Genomic DNA, 15,330 nt, shown 5'->3' on the forward strand with positions numbered 1-15,330 from the left:
CAGCGGCAGGACCGGTAGGGCAGAAGCGGAGGGCGGCGCCCGCCCGTCGCCGAGGAAGGCCTCGGCGACGGAATGGCCCACGAGCTCACGGAGCCCACGAGCCCACCGAGCCGGAAGGGACCGGTGCACTCGCAGTGTTCCAGCTCATCGGAACGGGCGCTCATGACGGGCTGCTACCACCGGTCCGCGCGTCCGGCTACGCGACGGCTCCATTTTCGCTTCCCCGGTCCCGGTCTGTCGCAGGGAGGGCGTTGTCGACGAGGACGGCGGCGATGGCGGCTGCGGCGGGGAAGGACTCGGCGTTGAGGACTCGGGTGCGGGCCGAGGCGCCATCGAGGAGCAGTGCCAGTTGCTCGCCGAGCTGTTCGGGATCGGCGGCGCCGGCTTCGCGGGCCGTTTCGGTGAGCCGGGCGGCGACGGCGAGCTTGTAGTCACGCGCGTATCGGGACGCGGGGTGCTGCGGGTCGTGGATCTCGACGGTCGCCGCGATGTACGGGCACAGGGGCGTGAGCTCCTCCGTGTCGGATGTAGGGACCTCGAACGCGGCGAGGAGTCGTTCGCGGGGTGTGAGATCCGTACGGTCGAACACTCCGGCCATGATGTCGGGATCGAAGCGGCGCAGGTATTCGGCGACCAGGTCGTCCTTGGTGGTGAAGTGCTGGTAGGCCGTGCGCTTCGATACCTGGGCCACCGCGCAGAGTTGGTCCATGCCGGTGCGGTTGATGCCCTGAGCGCGGAACAGTTGCTGTGATGCGCTGAGGATGCGTTCACGCGCACCCCTGCCGCGGCGCAGACCTTGCGGGCCCTTCTCCAGCTTCGTCATGACCCCATCGTAACCCATGTCGGTACCGATCGGTGTACATAGCTTGCGCTCCCACTGGCCGTCGAATACGTTAAGTACACAGATTGGTTTACGTAGATAGGGAGCGGTCATGGGAAAGCTCGATGGCAAGGTTGCGGTGATCACGGGCGGGTCGACCGGCATGGCACTGGCCGGCGCGAGGCTGTTCGTCGAGGAGGGGGCTCATGTCTTCATCACGGGGCGGCGGCAGGAAGCGCTGGACGACGCCGTCAAGGTGATCGGCCGGAACGTGACCGCTGTACAGGGTGACGCGGCCGACCTGGACCGTCTGTACGAGACGGTCGAGCGGGAAAAGGGCTCGATCGACGTGCTCTGGGCGAGCGCGGGTATGGGTGAGCCGGGCAAGCTCGGCGAGATAACCGAGGAGCAGTTCGACCGCGCGTTCTCACTGAATGCGCGCGGCACGCTGTTCACGGTGCAAAAGGCGCTGCCGCTCCTCAATGACGGTGCCTCGATCTTGATGACCGGATCGAACGCTTCGCTCAGGGGCTTCCCCGGGTGGAGCGTGTACGCGGGGAGCAAGGCCGTGCAGCAGGCGTGGGCCCGTGTGTGGCTGAACGAGTTGAGGGACAGGCGGATCCGCGTGAACGTGCTGACCCCCGGTCAGGTCGCCACCGCCAAGCAGGAGGAGTTGTTCGACGAGGAGACGAAGCGGCAGTTCGAGTCCCTGATCCCTCGGGGTGAGATGGGCCGCCCGGAGGAGGTCGCGACGGTCGCGCTGTTCCTCGCCTCGGACGACTCGAGCTATGTGAACGGGCTGGAGCTGACCACCGACGGCGGCACCACGGTGATCTGAACAAGGACGCAGGTATGTGCTGTGCGGGACGGACACCCCCGGCACACCGCTCGGCAGAAGCGAATCACAGCGGAAGTTCGAGAACACGGAAGAGAGCGCACCTCATGAGCAGCATCAGCATCATCGGTACCGGGAACATGGCCCGTACCATCGGCACGCTGGCGACAGCGGGTGGCAACACCGTCGAGATCATGGGCCGCGATCACTCCAAGGCCGCCGACCTGGCCAAGACTCTCGGCGGCGGTGCCACGGCGGGGGAGTGGGGCGCCGTCCCGGCAGGGGACATCGTCATCGTGGCCCTGCTGTTCGACAGTGTCGTACCGACCGTCACGAAGTACGGAAGTGCCCTCGCGGGCAAGGTCATTGTCGATATCAGCAACCCCTTCAACTCCACGTTCAACGGTCTGGCCCACGGAGAGGTCACCTCGATCGCGCAGGAAGTCGCCAAGGTGGCCCCGGCCGGTACCAGCGTGGTGAAGGGATTCAACACCGTGTTCCGTCATGTCCTGGAGAGCGGCCGGCCCGATGTCTTCATCGCCGGTGACAGCGCGCAGGCCAAGGCGGATGTGGAGGCGTTCATCCAGAGTCTGGGGATGCGCCCGTTGGACGCCGGTGGCCTGGAAATGGCGCACTGGCTGGAAGGCGCGGGTGTCCTCACGATGGGCCTCGCCCGCCACGGGGTGGGGGGCTGGGACTTCGCCCTCGGCGTCACGGAACTTCCCGCCTGAGCCGGACCGGAGGAGTCACTCGCCTTGAGCTTGTGGCTGCTTCGGCGGCGTCACCCCTCATGGGGCCGTTTCGGCCCTGTACCCTTCGCCGGCTGACCACCGGCACCCGAGTCACTCACCGACGCCCGCCTGCCAGGCGGGCGTCGGTGCTGCTCTGTCCTGGCGCATCAGGTCGCGTACCGCGCCAATGTCCACCGCCTGGTCGCTGTTCCGGCTACTGCTGATGCCCAAGGCCCGCCCGCCCGCAGGCCGCACCGCCTGCGTTCCTGACCGACGCGATTCGACCCTAGCGCCACTAGACAATCGAGCGGCAGTAGGTCTAGCGTTGCATCATCACCTAGCGGCACTAGATTTCAAGATTCACCCTGCGGACCACTGCCCTCACCTGGACCTGCGGGCCCTCCGTCCATCCACTGACCGACAGCAAGAGGAAGTACCGAAGATGGCCAAGCTCCAAAGCCTCGACCCGCAGACGCCGATGTTCGCGCAGTTCAAGGAGAAGACCGGGCCCATCGTCCTGGCCAACACCTTCTTCGTCCCGAAGGAGAGAACCGAGGCGTTCCTGTCTCTCTTTCGGAGGCAGGCGGAGTTCATGAAGGCTCAGCCAGGGTTCATCTCCCTGCGGATGCACAAGGGAACGGCTGGCAGTCAGCTTCTGATGAACGTCGCGGTCTGGGAGTCGACCGAGGCGCTCGCCACGGCGTTCGGCAGCCCGGAGTTCCAGCGTATGGCTGCCGAGTTCGCCGACGACGTCGTCTCGTACCCGCACATCTTCGAGCAGATCGACGTATGACACATCGACGTACGACACGGCGGCTCCAGCCGGGGAGGGCGGCCGGATGCGCGTCGCCCTTCCGGATGCAGCCGCCGCTCACCAGGCTGACGAAGTTCCGCAAGGAGAAGACCAATGCAGCTCAAGAAGATCAACACCGTCCTGGCCGCCATCCTGGTTCTCTTCATCCTCTGGTTCGGGGCGCAGTTCATCCTGAGCCCGGAGACGACGGCGCCGACTTTCGGTCTGCCTGACCGGCCGTCCGGTGACGGCGGCGGCTTCCTGATCATCAAGGGGATCCGCGATGTCGTCCTGGCCCTGGTCCTGGGCATCCTGCTGGTGACGGGGCACCGCCGGGCGCTGGGCTGGGTGTTGCTGGTGGAGGCCCTCGCCGCGTACGGCGACATGACCACGGTGCTGGCCCACCACGGCTCCGTGTCCACCGCGCTCGGCGTCCACGGCCTGACCGCGACGGTGATGGTGGCCAACGGTCTGCTGATGATGCGCGAGACCCGCAAGGTCGCTGCCGGTTCGGAGATGCCCGCCCCGCAGCCCGCCTGACGCCGTCTCGGCGCGTGTCGGTCAGTACGCACCGTACGCAGCTGGTCACCCCGCACTTCGCCGTGGTTCGCCAACGCCGTGGATGCCGTGATCATCCGTTGCGGTCGTGTCATGTCTCGCGCGGTGGCCGGCTACCGGCGGCAGCAGCGATGCCGGCAGGAGAGCGAGAGCGGCGAGTGCGGCGAGGACCAACAGGGTGGGGCCCGCCGCCGAAGCCGACGTTTCCGGGGTCGCGCCTCAGCAGTGCCAGTGTCGTCGGCTGGAGGAGCGCACCGAACACGCCTTGTGCGGCGCGCAGGGCGATCACCCGGCCGACGCCGGGGGCGAGCGCGACGCAGGCCGAGGCGGCCGCGAAGCCGAGCACGCCGACGAACAACATTCGCGCGTGTCCGTACCGGTCACCCAGGCGTCCGGAGATGACGAGAAGCGAGGCCACCGCGAGCAGGTAGGCGGTACTTGTCCACTGGACCTGCGTCATGCTCGCACCCAAGTCCCGTTGCAGGCTGAGGTGTCTACGGACTTGGGGAACGTGTGGTCGAGTGCCGTCATGTGCCCGTCTGCCGAACGGGCTTGGCTGCCGTCATGCGGGGGAGGGGGACGCGTCACCGCTGTCGATCGCGATGGCGCTCCGGACGCAGTCGCGGAGTAGGGTGCGACGCCGTTCGTGTACGTCATCGGGCTCCTGGCTGCCGGCCGCGTACACGTTGCTCACCGGTGACCAGGCCATCGACATGGCGATGACCATGGCCATGATGTCGAAGGGGTCACCTGCCCTGACCCGCCCGGCGGACTGGGCCTCGGCAATGGCCGTGAGCTTGCGGTCGTCGTAGTGCTGGTGGGTCTCGACGAGGTGTCCGGCGGGCCGGCGCTCCAGCCGTGTCCAGGTCGCCAGCCGGATGAGGTCGGGGCGGCGCAGGTACTCGTCGTAGAGACGAACGGCCCACTCCGCGAGATCGTCGGCGTCGATGGGTACGACGTTGGTGATGCGCTCCAGCGAGCTGAGGAAGATCGCGTCGAAGAGGCGCTCCTTGTCGCCGAAGTAGGCGTAGAGCTGCGCCTTGTTGGTGCGCGCTGCCGCCACGATGCGTTCGATGCGCGCTCCGGCGATGCCGTGCTGGGCGAACTCTTCGGTCGCGGCGTCCAGGATGCGCTGGTAGGTCGCGGCGCCTCGCGAGGTCTGGGGCTGTTCCGGCATGCGCCGACCCTACCAAACAGAACAGTTGGTTTGCCTCATGGCCCGACCGCGCTTACGCTCCAACAGACAGAACAGTCTGTTTGAGGAGTCGACATGCGAACGACCACCGGATGGCGGGCGGCCGGCCCGACGGCGCTGCGGCGCACCTCGCTGGAGCGCCGTGACCTGCGCCCGGACGATATCGCGGTGCAGGTCGACTACTGCGGCGTATGCCACACCGACCTGCACGCCTTGCACACGTACGACCGGCACACACATGCGCCCCTGGTACCCGGTCACGAGTTCACCGGAGTGGTGACGGGGACCGGCCGCGAGGTGACCACCTTCTCGGTCGGGGACCACGTCGCAGTGGGCAACATCGTCGACTCCTGCGGCGTGTGCGCCATGTGCGAAGCCGGACAGGAGAATTTCTGCCACTCCTTCCCGACCCTGACCTACGGCGGCACCGACCGGCACGACGGGATGACCACCCTGGGCGGCTACACCCGCGAGTACGTCGTACGCGACGCCTTCGCCTACGCGCTCCCCTCCGGCCTCGACCCGGCCGCAGCGGCCCCGCTGATGTGCGCCGGAGTGACCGTCTGGGAGCCCCTGCGCTCCCTGGGCGTGGGTCACGGCAGCCGGGTGGCCGTGGCCGGCCTCGGCGGCCTGGGCCACCTCGCGGTCAAGATGGCCGTGGCACTCGGCGCCACCACGACCGTCATCAGCCGTACCGAGGACAAGCGCGACGACGCGCGCAAGCTCGGCGCCCACGACCTGGTCGTGTCCACCGACACCCAGCAGATGGCCGCGGCACGCGACACCTTCGACGTCGTCATCGACACCATCTCCGCCCCTCACGACCTCGCTCCGTATCTGAAGCTGGTGGCGATGGACGGCACGCTCAGCCTCCTCGGGTATCTGGGGTCTGTCACCGTCGAGGCCATGGACCTGCTCATCGGCCGCAAGAAGCTCAGTTCCGCGGGCAGCGGAGGCCGCACGGCGACGGCCGAGATGCTCCGGTTCTGCGCCGAGCACAGCATCGGCGCCGACATCGAAGTGCTCCCGTCGTCACAGGTGGACGCGGCGCTCGACCGCCTCCGGCGCAACGACGTCCGCTACCGCTTCGTGCTCGACATGTCCGACCTGGACTGAGGAGACGCCCGGCCGGGACACGTCTGGAGACCACCGCCCGCCAGGCCCTCAGCCACGGCTACGACCTGGTGCTGGTGGCGGACGGGCCCACCACATCGGTCCGCACCCGGCCGACGGAATTCGCCACGCCTGACCGGTCGATCGCCCGTCACAACGACATCTACCGGCACATCGACTTTCCTGATCGAAGTGTTCGAGTTCTGCCCGCCGCCGAGATCGACTACCTGGCACCTGAGCGGGAACCACGCGAGGGCTGAGGGAGGGGTTCAGCGGGCCACCAGTCCGGCCGCGTCCGCCGTGAAGAGCGCACGCCCGGCGGCAATCCTGCGGTCCCGGTCAGGGCCGGGGCGTGCCAGTCGGTCCAGTGAGTCGAGCAGCGTGCTGTCGTCGGCGGCGTATTCGGTGACGCCCGCGTCGGCCATCTCGCCCACACCCTCTGCCCCGTGGCCGGGAATCGGGCGGTATCCGATGACCGGTACCCCGGCGGCCAGGGCCTGCGTGGCCGTCTGCCCTGCGGCGTTGTCGACCAGCGCACTGGATGCCGCCATGAGGTCGGGCAGGTCCTCGATCCAGCCCAGGGCCAGGACGCCGGGGACTCGGGAGGCGCGGGCCCGTAGCTTGTCGTCCCTGCCGCACAGCAGTACCGGCAGGTGGCCGGCCCCGGCAAGCAGGAGCGCGGTGCCGGTCAGCCTCTCGCCCACACCCCAGGCACCGGCTGACACCAGCACCACAGGCCGGCCCGGGCCGCGTCGCGCCAACTCCCGCGCCCAGCGGGACGGTGGACGGCCCGTGTGTGTGCGGCCGGCCTCGGCGAAGGCCCTGGGCACGACCGGCCCGCACACTTCTGCCGGGCGTCCGGTCGCGACGCGTACGCGGGCCGCGGCGGCCTCCGTCGGACACAGGTACAGATCGTTGCCCGGGTGGAGCCACTGCCGGTGCACGGCGAAGTCGGTGACCACGACCGTGCTGGGTGGGCAGCTCCCGTACGCGGCCCGCAGCCGCCCTGTGACCTGGGCGGCCTGATGGAAGGTGGAGACGAGTGCGTCCGGGCGCCAGTGGTCGACGACATGGCGCAGCCGGGGCTCAAGGGCTGCGGCCAGCGGAGCGGTATCCGGCGCCCAGCCACTCCTCCGCCCGGCCGGTGCCCCGCGGTCGCGGAAGAACGCCGCGTAGACCGCTTGGTAGGCCCATGGGCAGTGGCGGACCGCTGTGCGATAGGCGGCGCGCAGACCGCGGCCGGCGCCGGCGGGCAGGAGGTTCAGGAGGTCCACGCACGCGGTCCGGTGGCCGCCGGCCCGCAGCCGTCCGGCCAGTTCGGCAGCGACGGCGTCGTGACCGGCACCCATGCTCGCGCTGACGATCAGAAACCTGCCCATTCCTGAATATTCCTCCGATGGCGTCCGGGGTGCCAACCGTGTACCGGGGGAGCCGTTAGCCCAGGGAGGCGATGCACGTTTGCCGGTGTGCCCGATGCATGAAGGATGACTCAGTACGTCCGGTGCGGGCTGGCTCGGAAAGAGGCTCAGCACGTCGGCGGCCACGAAGGACGGAAGCCCATGCGCGCGAGCCCCCCACCCCGCGGCAACCCCGCACCCCTCGGCAACCCCGAACCCCGGGGCAACCCCGCGGCCGAAGCCGACGTGTCGCCGTCGGTCGCGGCCGGCCGGGCCGCCCACAGAGGACGCAAGGCCGTGTTGATCACCGGCGCCTCCTCCGGTATCGGCGCCGAAGTCGCCTCCCGGCTCTCGGCCGGTGGCCGGTGGGAGCTGCTGCTGAGCGGACGGGACGAGGGCCGGCTCGGCGAGGTCGCAGCCCGCACCGCCGGAACCGCGCTGCCGATGGACCTGGCTTCCCAGGAGGGCTGCCGGAGTCTGGCCGAGGCGGCCCTGGCGCACAGCGGCAGGGTCGACGCGCTGGTCGCGGCGGCGGGGCTCGGCTGGGCCGGCGCCTACACCGACATGACACCCGCTGCCGTGAATCGCCTGGTGAGCGTCAACGTCTGCGCCGTCCTTCATCTCGTCAACCTGTTGCTGCCGCAGATGGTGTCCCGTGGGTCGGGCCGGCTGGTGCTCATCGGCTCGGTGGCCGGGCGGCTCGGCGTGCGGGGCGAGGCGGCGTACTCGGCGACGAAGGGCGCGCTGATCCCCTTCGCGGAGAGCCTGCGCTACGAGCTCCAGGGCACCGGCGTCCGACTCTGCCTGGTGCTGCCCGGCCCCGTCGACACGCCGTTCTTCGACCGCCGTGACGCCCCGTACACGCGCTCCTGGCCTCGGCCGCTACCGGCAGGGCGGGTTGCGGCAGCAGTCGAGGACGCACTGACCGGGGACCGGGACGAGATCACCGTGCCGCGCTGGCTGGGCTTCCCCGCCCGACTGCAGGGCATCGCCCCGCACGTCTTTCGCAGGCTGGCCATGCGCTTTGGCTGACCGGCTTCAGGCTTCCGGCCTCCCGTGCAGCGGAACGAATGCCGGGGTCTGACACATGATCGCCCTTTCTGTCGCACTGGCGCTGTTCGCCGCCCTCGGGAACGCCGCCGCCTCCGTCCTGCAACGCCGCGCCGCAGCGGCCGACCCGCCCGATACCTCAGGCGGACGCCTCGTCGGCCGGCTCGACTTCGTTCGCCGTCCGGTCTGGCGCTGGGGGGCTGGACTGCTGATCGTCTCCGGGGCGGCGCAGGCCCTCGCCCTGGCGACCGGCCCACTGGCGGTGGTGCAGCCCGTGATGGCGACGGAGCTGTTGTTCACGCTGGTGGTGGCCGCTGTCGTCTTCCGGTGGCCGCCCGGGGCCCGGACCTGGGGGGCGTTCGTCGGGATGGCGCTGGGTCTGGTGGCTTTCCTCCTCCTGGCCGGTCCGACGGGCGGCTTGGAGACCGTTCCTCCGAAGAGGTGGCTCTTCAGCGCCGTACCCGCCGTCGCCGTGTCGATCGTGCTGGTCGTCGTGAGCGCGGGGCTGCGGGGCTCGGCTCGGGCCGTGACGCTGGGGACGGTGACCGCCATCGGCTTCTCCTTCACCGCGGCGCTGGTCAAGGACCTGCTCGGTCTGCTCGGCGGATCCCGGGGCGTACTCACCTCGTGGCAGATCTACACGGCCGCAGCCGTCGGCCTGGGCTCCTTCCTGATGCTCCAGGCCACCCTGCGAGCCGGGTCCCTCGCGGCGTCGCAGCCGGCGCTCACACTCGGCGACTCGCTGCTGAGCGTCGTCCTTGGCGTGTCGCTGTTCGACGAGCAGATCAACATCGGCTGGCGCGTAGTGCCGGAAGTGGCATCGCTCGGGCTCATCGCGCTCGCCTGTGTGCATCTGAGCAGGTCACCATTGGTATCGGGCAAGGAGGTACGCAGATGGTGAGACGTCCTGGTCCAGAGCGTGCGGGCGGGGCGTCCGGAGCCGCAGTCGGTGGGCCGGCCGTGGCGGCCGGTGTGCCGACCGCGGCGGCCGGTGTGCCCACCGTGGCCGCGGCGCTGACCACTGCCGGTGGGCTGACCGCAGTTGGTGCACTGGCCGCGACCGCCGCGTGGCACGTGGGCCCCGCCGCCACCTGGCTGCCACCTGTACGGAGGATCTTCTTGCCGGCGCTGGACGGCCGAGGCCGTCCCGACCATGTGGCGCTGACATTCGACGACGGACCGGACCCGGCCGGCACCCCGTACGTCCTGCGGGTCCTCGCCGAGCACGAGGTGCGGGCCACCTTCTTCCTCGTCGGCGCGTCGCTGATCCGTCATCCTGCCATCGGCAGGGCACTCGTGGCAGGTGGTCACGAGGTCGCCGTACACGGCTGGCGGCACGACCGCCCCTGGTTTCCCACGCCGTCGCGCGACGTACGGGAGGTGGCGCGAACCGCCGACGCGGTACGGCGGATCTGCGGGACGGCTCCGCAGTGGTACCGACCGCCCTACGGCATCCTCACCGGCGGCCGACTGGCCGCCGCCCACCGTGCCGGGCTGCGACCGGTCCTGTGGTCGACGTGGGGCAAGGACTGGACGGCGAACGCGGACGCCCGCTCGGTGAAGGCATCGGTCCTCAGGAATCTGACCGGCGGCGGCACCGTGCTGCTGCACGACGCGGACGGGTGGAGCGCGCCGGGCGCGTGGCGAGCCACGCTGGGCGCGCTGCCCGGCCTGCTCGCCGAGTGTCGCCGACTCGGTCTGAGCGTGGGCCCCCTGGGTGAGCACGGCGTCGGACACGTCGACGCGCTACCGGGTCGCCGAAGCCACCCGTTGTCTCCGGGGCCTTGAGCCGACGTCTCGCGGAACGCTGAAGGTGCGCGGCACCCGGGACGACACCGCCCGGGTGGCTGTACGGGCCACGACGGACGCCCCGATCGGCACGCACCCGATCACCCTGGAGTTCCGGCTGACCGACGGCACCCGGCTTGTCCCTTCCGCGGTCGAGGCCGACATCCGCTGGACTCCGGTGACCTCCGCTGATCTCCGTGGCCCGGTCAGCGTGCCGATTCCGGCCCTTCACGCCGTAAGGGTTCGGAGAGTGGCGTGAACCTGCTGCGTGGCGCGAACAAGCGTGTTTGGGCGGCAAGTTGGGATGGAAATCAGGAATGGGGAATCGGGACCATCACGCACGACCCGCGGTTCGGTGGGGGCGCCGGATCCCCGGAACCGGGGGCATACATGGACGCACAGGACAGCGCATCAGTACCGTCCGAGCAGCGCCCTGCGCAACTACCGCTTCCCCCACTTCCCCCGTACCCTCCGCTGCCACCCCTTCCCCGGCAGGCGCCGCACCTCTGGCCACCGCCATCGCCGCCCCCGGCGACGCCACCACCGCCGGCGGGCAGCCGGGCGTCCAGGGCGGCCGGAGGGCTCGTCCGGTGGACCCGGTCCAGTCCCTGGTACTGGCGGTGGGGTGTCCTGGCACTGGTCACGGTGCTCGTCGCCGGTCTGATGACCTTTGCGTTCCGGCCAAGCGAGGAGACGCCCCCGCAGCTGGCCTCGGCGGCCACGAAGAGCCTGCGCGCCTGGCGCGGGGTCGCCTACGCGGGGACCACCGTGAACGACGACGGCGCGATCATCGGCTTCCGTCTGACGGTCGCTCGCGACGGCACCACGTACGGAACTCTGAGCCGGGACTCAGGGGCGTACGCGGAGCTCGCCGTGCGCCCCGGGCGAACCCTGCTGCGCGGGAACAGCCAGTGGTGGTTCGAGCACGAGCCGGGCAGCGCCGAAGCGCTGGCCAATACCTGGGTGGCAGACCCGCCGCAGGGGGTGATCGGCCTGGCTGAGCTGTCCCGGATGACGCCGACGGCGCTGGCCGACGCCCTCTCGGGCAAGGACACCGACGGTGCATCCGGGCAGGCCTCCGAGTGGCGCCAGAGCGGGGCCACGTCGGTGAACGGCCGTCCGGCGAAGGTACTGACCGACGGCACCTTGCGCTTCGTGGTGAGTGCGTCCCCTCCGTACCAGCCGCTCTCGGTCGGCCTCCCGAGTTCCCCTGGATCTCAAGGAGCCGCCACACCCGACCGCGAGGCGGACGCCTCGGATGCGCGCACCGCAGTCTTCCGCTCAGGCCCGCAGGACGGTTGGGCGCGGGCCGCGGACGGTGCGGAGTCCGCAGGTCAGGTACGGTCCGCGGGCCGGGGGACAGCCGCGGATCAGGTGCCCGCGGCGGCCGGTGAGCCCGCGCCCGCACTGTCGTCCGCGGTCAGCGAGCCCGACAAGGCCCAGGTGCAGAGCGCAACGGAGAACGTACGCCGGGTCGGCGCCTCGAACGAGAAGGCCGAACCGCTGAGCCGGCGTGTGGCGGCCCAGACGGACGTGGCCGTACAGCTCTCGACATCGTTCTGCAGCACCCCGAGCTGCCCGGCCACCGTCACCCTGACCAACAGGGGCACCGCTCCGGCCAGTGGCACGGTGATGGTGACCGTAGCCGGACAGACGCCCCTGAACAGTCCTGTCTCCGTGCCTCCCGGCGGCAACCGCACGCTGACGACGGCGGCGAGGAACGTGGCGCCGCCCGGCCAGACGATCCAGGTGAGCTGGTCCGCGGTCTTCTACGAAGCGAGCGTCATGGGCGACGACCCGGCGCTCGTCAAACGACTGATGGCCCGAGGGTTCCAGCTCAACGAGGCACTGGGCGACCAGCGGGCCAACGACAGCAAGGGCAAGCCCGTCCTGCAGCTCCTCGACGCCATGACGGACGGCATCGGTCCGCGGACCAGTGCCGAGGTCCGCGAGAGCCGGCTCAGCAACGTCGGCAGGACGGTGGCCAATCTGGAGCAGCAGGGAGCGTTCGAGCCGTTCTACGACCTGGCCGTGAACACCGACAATCTGGAAGTCTCCGGCGAGAGCGGCATCGCCGAACTGGCCGCCAAGACAGCCCAGCTCTCCGTCTCCGACCGGCGGACCCTCCAGTATGCGAGCGATCTGGCGCGCGCGGGGAACAAGGTTGTCTGGGGTAACACCTACAAACCCGAGGGCTCTACGGACGGATACAAGGCCGACCTCCAGAACCTGACCGGCAAACAGACCATCCAGCGCAAGGCCGTGTCCGGGGGCACGGACGCGGTCGTGAACGACTTCGCGGCGGCGATCGACGAACTCTCCGGTCCGGGGGTGGTCCCGCCCGGTTTCAGCAAGGTCGCCTGGATCGACATCGACCCGAACGCCGCCACCACCCTGGCCGGCAGCGACCGGCAGGCACTGGCGAAGGAGTTCAAGAAGCTCAACCTCGAGAGGTACTGCGACGGCACGGGCGGGCCCGCTTTCGACGCGGCCGTGTTCACCACCTATCCGCCCGGCCCGGACGGCACCCCGCAGCGTACGAACAGCGTGTTCACCTGCAACGAGCTGCTGAGCAGCGCCGTCGACCCTCACAAGCACATTCAGGACGAGATGGTCTGGAAGGCCAACAACGACCCGGTCTGGTACTCCGGCCACTACATCAGTGACGGCCGCCGAAGGAGCGAGACCACCACGGAGAACGGCGTCACACTGCCGCAACTCGCCCGCGACAACGAGAACCACTGGATCTCCAAGAGCAAGCTGCCCTCGGCGCCCGGCGCGAAGCTGTCGCCCGCGAAGTCCGTCGGCCCGGAATCGGTCAGCGACAAAAAACGGAGCGGCCTTCTCGACAAGGTCGCCGACCATCGCAAGACGTCGGTGGATCTCACCAACGCGGAGCGGAAGTTCCAGAAGGACAAGACGGTGGCCAGTGGGCAGAGCCGCGACAAGGCATTGCAGCATTACCGCAAAGAATTAGGTGTCAAGCCCAACAACAGCTCCATATCCGAGCGGCTCGGCGAGAGTGCGGCGCGTTACCACATCATTCCCACGGAATTCGAGGGAGCTCGGTGGATCTCCCTGCCCAAAACCCCCAACGGTGCGGATATGTTCGACCAGCTGTACCGGCTCAAGGACGACAAGCTGCTCATCGTCGAGGCCAAGGCGCCGTCGAGCGGCCTCGGCTGGCGTCAGGGGAAGGGCGCGCACAAGAACAAGATGGTCCAGCAGGGGACCAGGGAGTACGTCGAGACGATCATCGAGGCGATGAAAGAGCGTGCGGCGAAGTCCCCACGGGACGGCAAGCTGGCGCAGTCCCTGCAGGACGCGCTGGACCACGGCAAGCTCCGCTACGTACTCGTGAAGGCAAAGGACGGCGGCAGCTCCTACGCGGGTGGCACCTTGCAGGAAGGCGTCATGAACTAGGTGTATTGATCACGAGCGTTGTTGACACTCAGTGGGTCTTGAACATGACGAAGACCTCCGGTGTGGTGGGAGCTGTCTAGGAACTCACCGCACGGAGGTCTTCGTGTCCCACCGTAATGCCCGGCTGACCGTTTTCGGTAGGCGCCTGCTGGTCGAGCGGGTCTGCTCGGGCCGCCCGGTCGCCCATGTCGCAGCCGAGATGGGCATATCGCGGGCCACGGCCCACAAATGGATGCGGCGGTGGCGGGCCGAAGGCGAGGTTGGCCTGCACGACCGCTCCAGCAGCCCACTCACGACACCGCACCGGACTCCGGCCGCCATCGAGGCGCAGGTCTGCGACCTGCGGCGGTCCCGCAAACTGGGACCGGCCAGGATCGGCCCGATCCTGGGCCTCCCGGCCTCGACGGTCCACCGGATCCTGACCCGCCAGGGACTCCATCGGCTGGCCTGGCTCGACCGGCCGACCGGCACGGTGATCCGCCGCTACGAACGTGAACGGCCCGGCGAACTCATCCACGTCGACGTCAAAAAGCTCGGCCGGATCCCCGACGGCGGCGGCCACAAGGTCCTGGGCCGCCAGGCCGGCCGGGCCACCCGCAGCCAGATGGGCTTCGACTACGTCCACTCCGCCGTGGACGACCACTCCCGCCTGGCCTACAGCGAGATCCACCCGGACGAGAAAGTCGCGACCTGCGCGGGCTTCCTCACCCGCGCGGCCGCCTTCTTCCACAGTCAGGGCATCACCCGCATCGAACGAGTCCTCACGGACAACGCCTGGGCCTACCGCAAGGGCCTGGCCTGGAAGGCCGCCCTGGCCGAACTCGGCGCGACCAGCAAACTCACCCGCCCCTACCGGCCCCAGACCAACGGCAAAGTCGAACGCTTCAACCGCACCCTCGCCGACGAATGGGCCTACCAACGGCCCTACACGTCAAATGACGAACGGACCACAGCCCTGGCAGACTTCCTCCACACCTACAACCACCACCGCTGCCACACCGCACTCGGAGGCCAACCCCCGATCAGCCGAGTGAACAACGCTGCGGGTCAATACAACTAGGCACTGTCCGGCGGATCATGTGACTTTCTGACCGGTCGCTCGTTGGTTGGGTCATGGGGCGGGGGGATCTGACGAATCGCGAGTGGTCGCTGCTGGAGCCGCATCTGCCTTCGCCGGGTGGCCGGGGCGGCTGGTGGAACGATCACCGGACCGTGCCGAACGGGATTCTGTTCCGGGTCCGCACCGGTATTCCGTGGCGTGACCTGCCGGAACGCTACGGCCCGTGGAAGACCGCCTGCAAGAGGGCCTACGTCTTCCACGGCACAGTCACGGTCGCAGCGATCCGACTCTGGCTTCTACCCTGAGCGGGCTCACTCCTTCTGAGTCGACGCCCGGGAAAACAGCCGCAGCGCGACAAACAAGACCACGGGATAGACACCCCCGCTCCACGGTTGCGGCACGATCTTCCCGACCGCAACCGCCACGACTGCGAGCACAACCCAGCTCGCGATCAGCCATGGGCGCTTGACGAGCGTCCTACCCACGAACGCCCAACGGCTGCGGAAAATATCCCCCATTGATCCCATGGCCAGACGATAGCCCCCGCGGGGAGCAACCATCCGAGAT

At 69.2% G+C, this 15,330-nt stretch carries 14 protein-coding genes and 2 pseudogenes; 11 read left to right on the plus strand and 5 right to left on the minus strand.

Annotation, left to right across the window (positions count from 1 at the left end; all coding sequences use genetic code 11):
- Window positions 1-196: 196 nt before the first annotated feature.
- The gene (locus OG623_RS34100; RefSeq protein WP_406151492.1) at window positions 197-823 is read right to left on the minus strand and encodes a TetR/AcrR family transcriptional regulator; all 627 of its coding nucleotides are present in this window, start codon (window positions 821-823) and stop codon (window positions 197-199) included.
- Window positions 824-932: 109 nt separating this feature from the next.
- Between OG623_RS34100 and OG623_RS34105 the strand changes: the two genes are divergently transcribed.
- The 4 genes from OG623_RS34105 (at window position 933) to OG623_RS34120 (ending at window position 3,719) form a co-directional block, all read left to right on the plus strand.
- A complete protein-coding gene (locus OG623_RS34105; protein WP_406151494.1) occupies window positions 933-1,658 on the plus strand; it encodes an SDR family NAD(P)-dependent oxidoreductase in 726 nt (241 codons plus the stop codon).
- Window positions 1,659-1,762: 104 nt separating this feature from the next.
- Window positions 1,763-2,386: an NADPH-dependent F420 reductase gene (locus tag OG623_RS34110; RefSeq protein ID WP_406151496.1), complete on the plus strand. Its 624-nt coding sequence runs from the start codon at window positions 1,763-1,765 to the stop codon at window positions 2,384-2,386.
- Between the two features lie 442 nt (window positions 2,387-2,828).
- Window positions 2,829-3,179, plus strand: coding sequence for an antibiotic biosynthesis monooxygenase family protein (locus OG623_RS34115; protein WP_406151497.1), 351 nt, complete (start codon window positions 2,829-2,831; stop codon window positions 3,177-3,179).
- Window positions 3,180-3,293: 114 nt separating this feature from the next.
- Window positions 3,294-3,719, plus strand: a complete 426-nt coding sequence (locus OG623_RS34120) for a DUF4267 domain-containing protein (RefSeq protein ID WP_406151499.1) — start codon at window positions 3,294-3,296, stop codon at window positions 3,717-3,719.
- A gap of 234 nt (window positions 3,720-3,953) precedes the next feature.
- Here the strand turns inward: OG623_RS34120 and OG623_RS34125 are convergent.
- Window positions 3,954-4,221: pseudogene (locus OG623_RS34125) on the minus strand (MFS transporter); the annotation flags it as partial.
- 78 nt (window positions 4,222-4,299) lie between these two features.
- Complete coding sequence (locus tag OG623_RS34130) at window positions 4,300-4,914, minus strand: TetR family transcriptional regulator (protein WP_406151500.1); 615 nt, start codon at window positions 4,912-4,914, stop codon at window positions 4,300-4,302.
- Between the two features lie 93 nt (window positions 4,915-5,007).
- Here OG623_RS34130 and OG623_RS34135 point away from each other — a divergent pair, with 93 nt between their 5' ends.
- The gene (locus OG623_RS34135; RefSeq protein WP_406151501.1) at window positions 5,008-6,048 is read left to right on the plus strand and encodes an NAD(P)-dependent alcohol dehydrogenase; all 1,041 of its coding nucleotides are present in this window, start codon (window positions 5,008-5,010) and stop codon (window positions 6,046-6,048) included.
- A gap of 266 nt (window positions 6,049-6,314) precedes the next feature.
- Here OG623_RS34135 and OG623_RS34140 read toward each other — a convergent pair whose 3' ends face one another.
- On the minus strand, window positions 6,315-7,424 hold the full coding sequence (locus OG623_RS34140) for an MGDG synthase family glycosyltransferase (RefSeq protein WP_406151503.1): 1,110 nt from the start codon (window positions 7,422-7,424) through the stop codon (window positions 6,315-6,317).
- Window positions 7,425-7,604: 180 nt separating this feature from the next.
- Here OG623_RS34140 and OG623_RS34145 point away from each other — a divergent pair, with 180 nt between their 5' ends.
- From OG623_RS34145 to OG623_RS34170, 6 genes and pseudogenes are all read left to right on the plus strand, one after another.
- Complete coding sequence (locus tag OG623_RS34145; RefSeq protein ID WP_406151505.1) at window positions 7,605-8,474, plus strand: SDR family NAD(P)-dependent oxidoreductase; 870 nt, start codon at window positions 7,605-7,607, stop codon at window positions 8,472-8,474.
- Window positions 8,475-8,529: 55 nt separating this feature from the next.
- Window positions 8,530-9,393: a DMT family transporter gene (locus tag OG623_RS34150; RefSeq protein ID WP_406151507.1), complete on the plus strand. Its 864-nt coding sequence runs from the start codon at window positions 8,530-8,532 to the stop codon at window positions 9,391-9,393.
- A 101-nt stretch (window positions 9,394-9,494) separates the two neighbouring features.
- The gene (locus tag OG623_RS34155; RefSeq protein WP_406152120.1) at window positions 9,495-10,280 is read left to right on the plus strand and encodes a polysaccharide deacetylase family protein; all 786 of its coding nucleotides are present in this window, start codon (window positions 9,495-9,497) and stop codon (window positions 10,278-10,280) included.
- 663 nt (window positions 10,281-10,943) lie between these two features.
- On the plus strand, window positions 10,944-13,703 hold the full coding sequence (locus tag OG623_RS34160) for a hypothetical protein (RefSeq protein WP_406151509.1): 2,760 nt from the start codon (window positions 10,944-10,946) through the stop codon (window positions 13,701-13,703).
- A 103-nt stretch (window positions 13,704-13,806) separates the two neighbouring features.
- A complete protein-coding gene (locus OG623_RS34165; protein WP_406147790.1) occupies window positions 13,807-14,763 on the plus strand; it encodes an IS481 family transposase in 957 nt (318 codons plus the stop codon).
- Between the two features lie 53 nt (window positions 14,764-14,816).
- Window positions 14,817-15,008: pseudogene (locus OG623_RS34170) on the plus strand (transposase); the annotation flags it as partial.
- 66 nt (window positions 15,009-15,074) lie between these two features.
- Here OG623_RS34170 and OG623_RS34175 read toward each other — a convergent pair.
- The gene (locus tag OG623_RS34175; protein WP_406151511.1) at window positions 15,075-15,290 is read right to left on the minus strand and encodes a hypothetical protein; all 216 of its coding nucleotides are present in this window, start codon (window positions 15,288-15,290) and stop codon (window positions 15,075-15,077) included.
- Between the last annotated feature and the right edge of the window lie 40 nt (window positions 15,291-15,330).

Origin of the sequence: Streptomyces sp. NBC_01012 (assembly GCF_045162755.1) — a bacterium.
Taxonomy (GTDB): Bacteria; Actinomycetota; Actinomycetes; order Streptomycetales; family Streptomycetaceae; genus Streptomyces.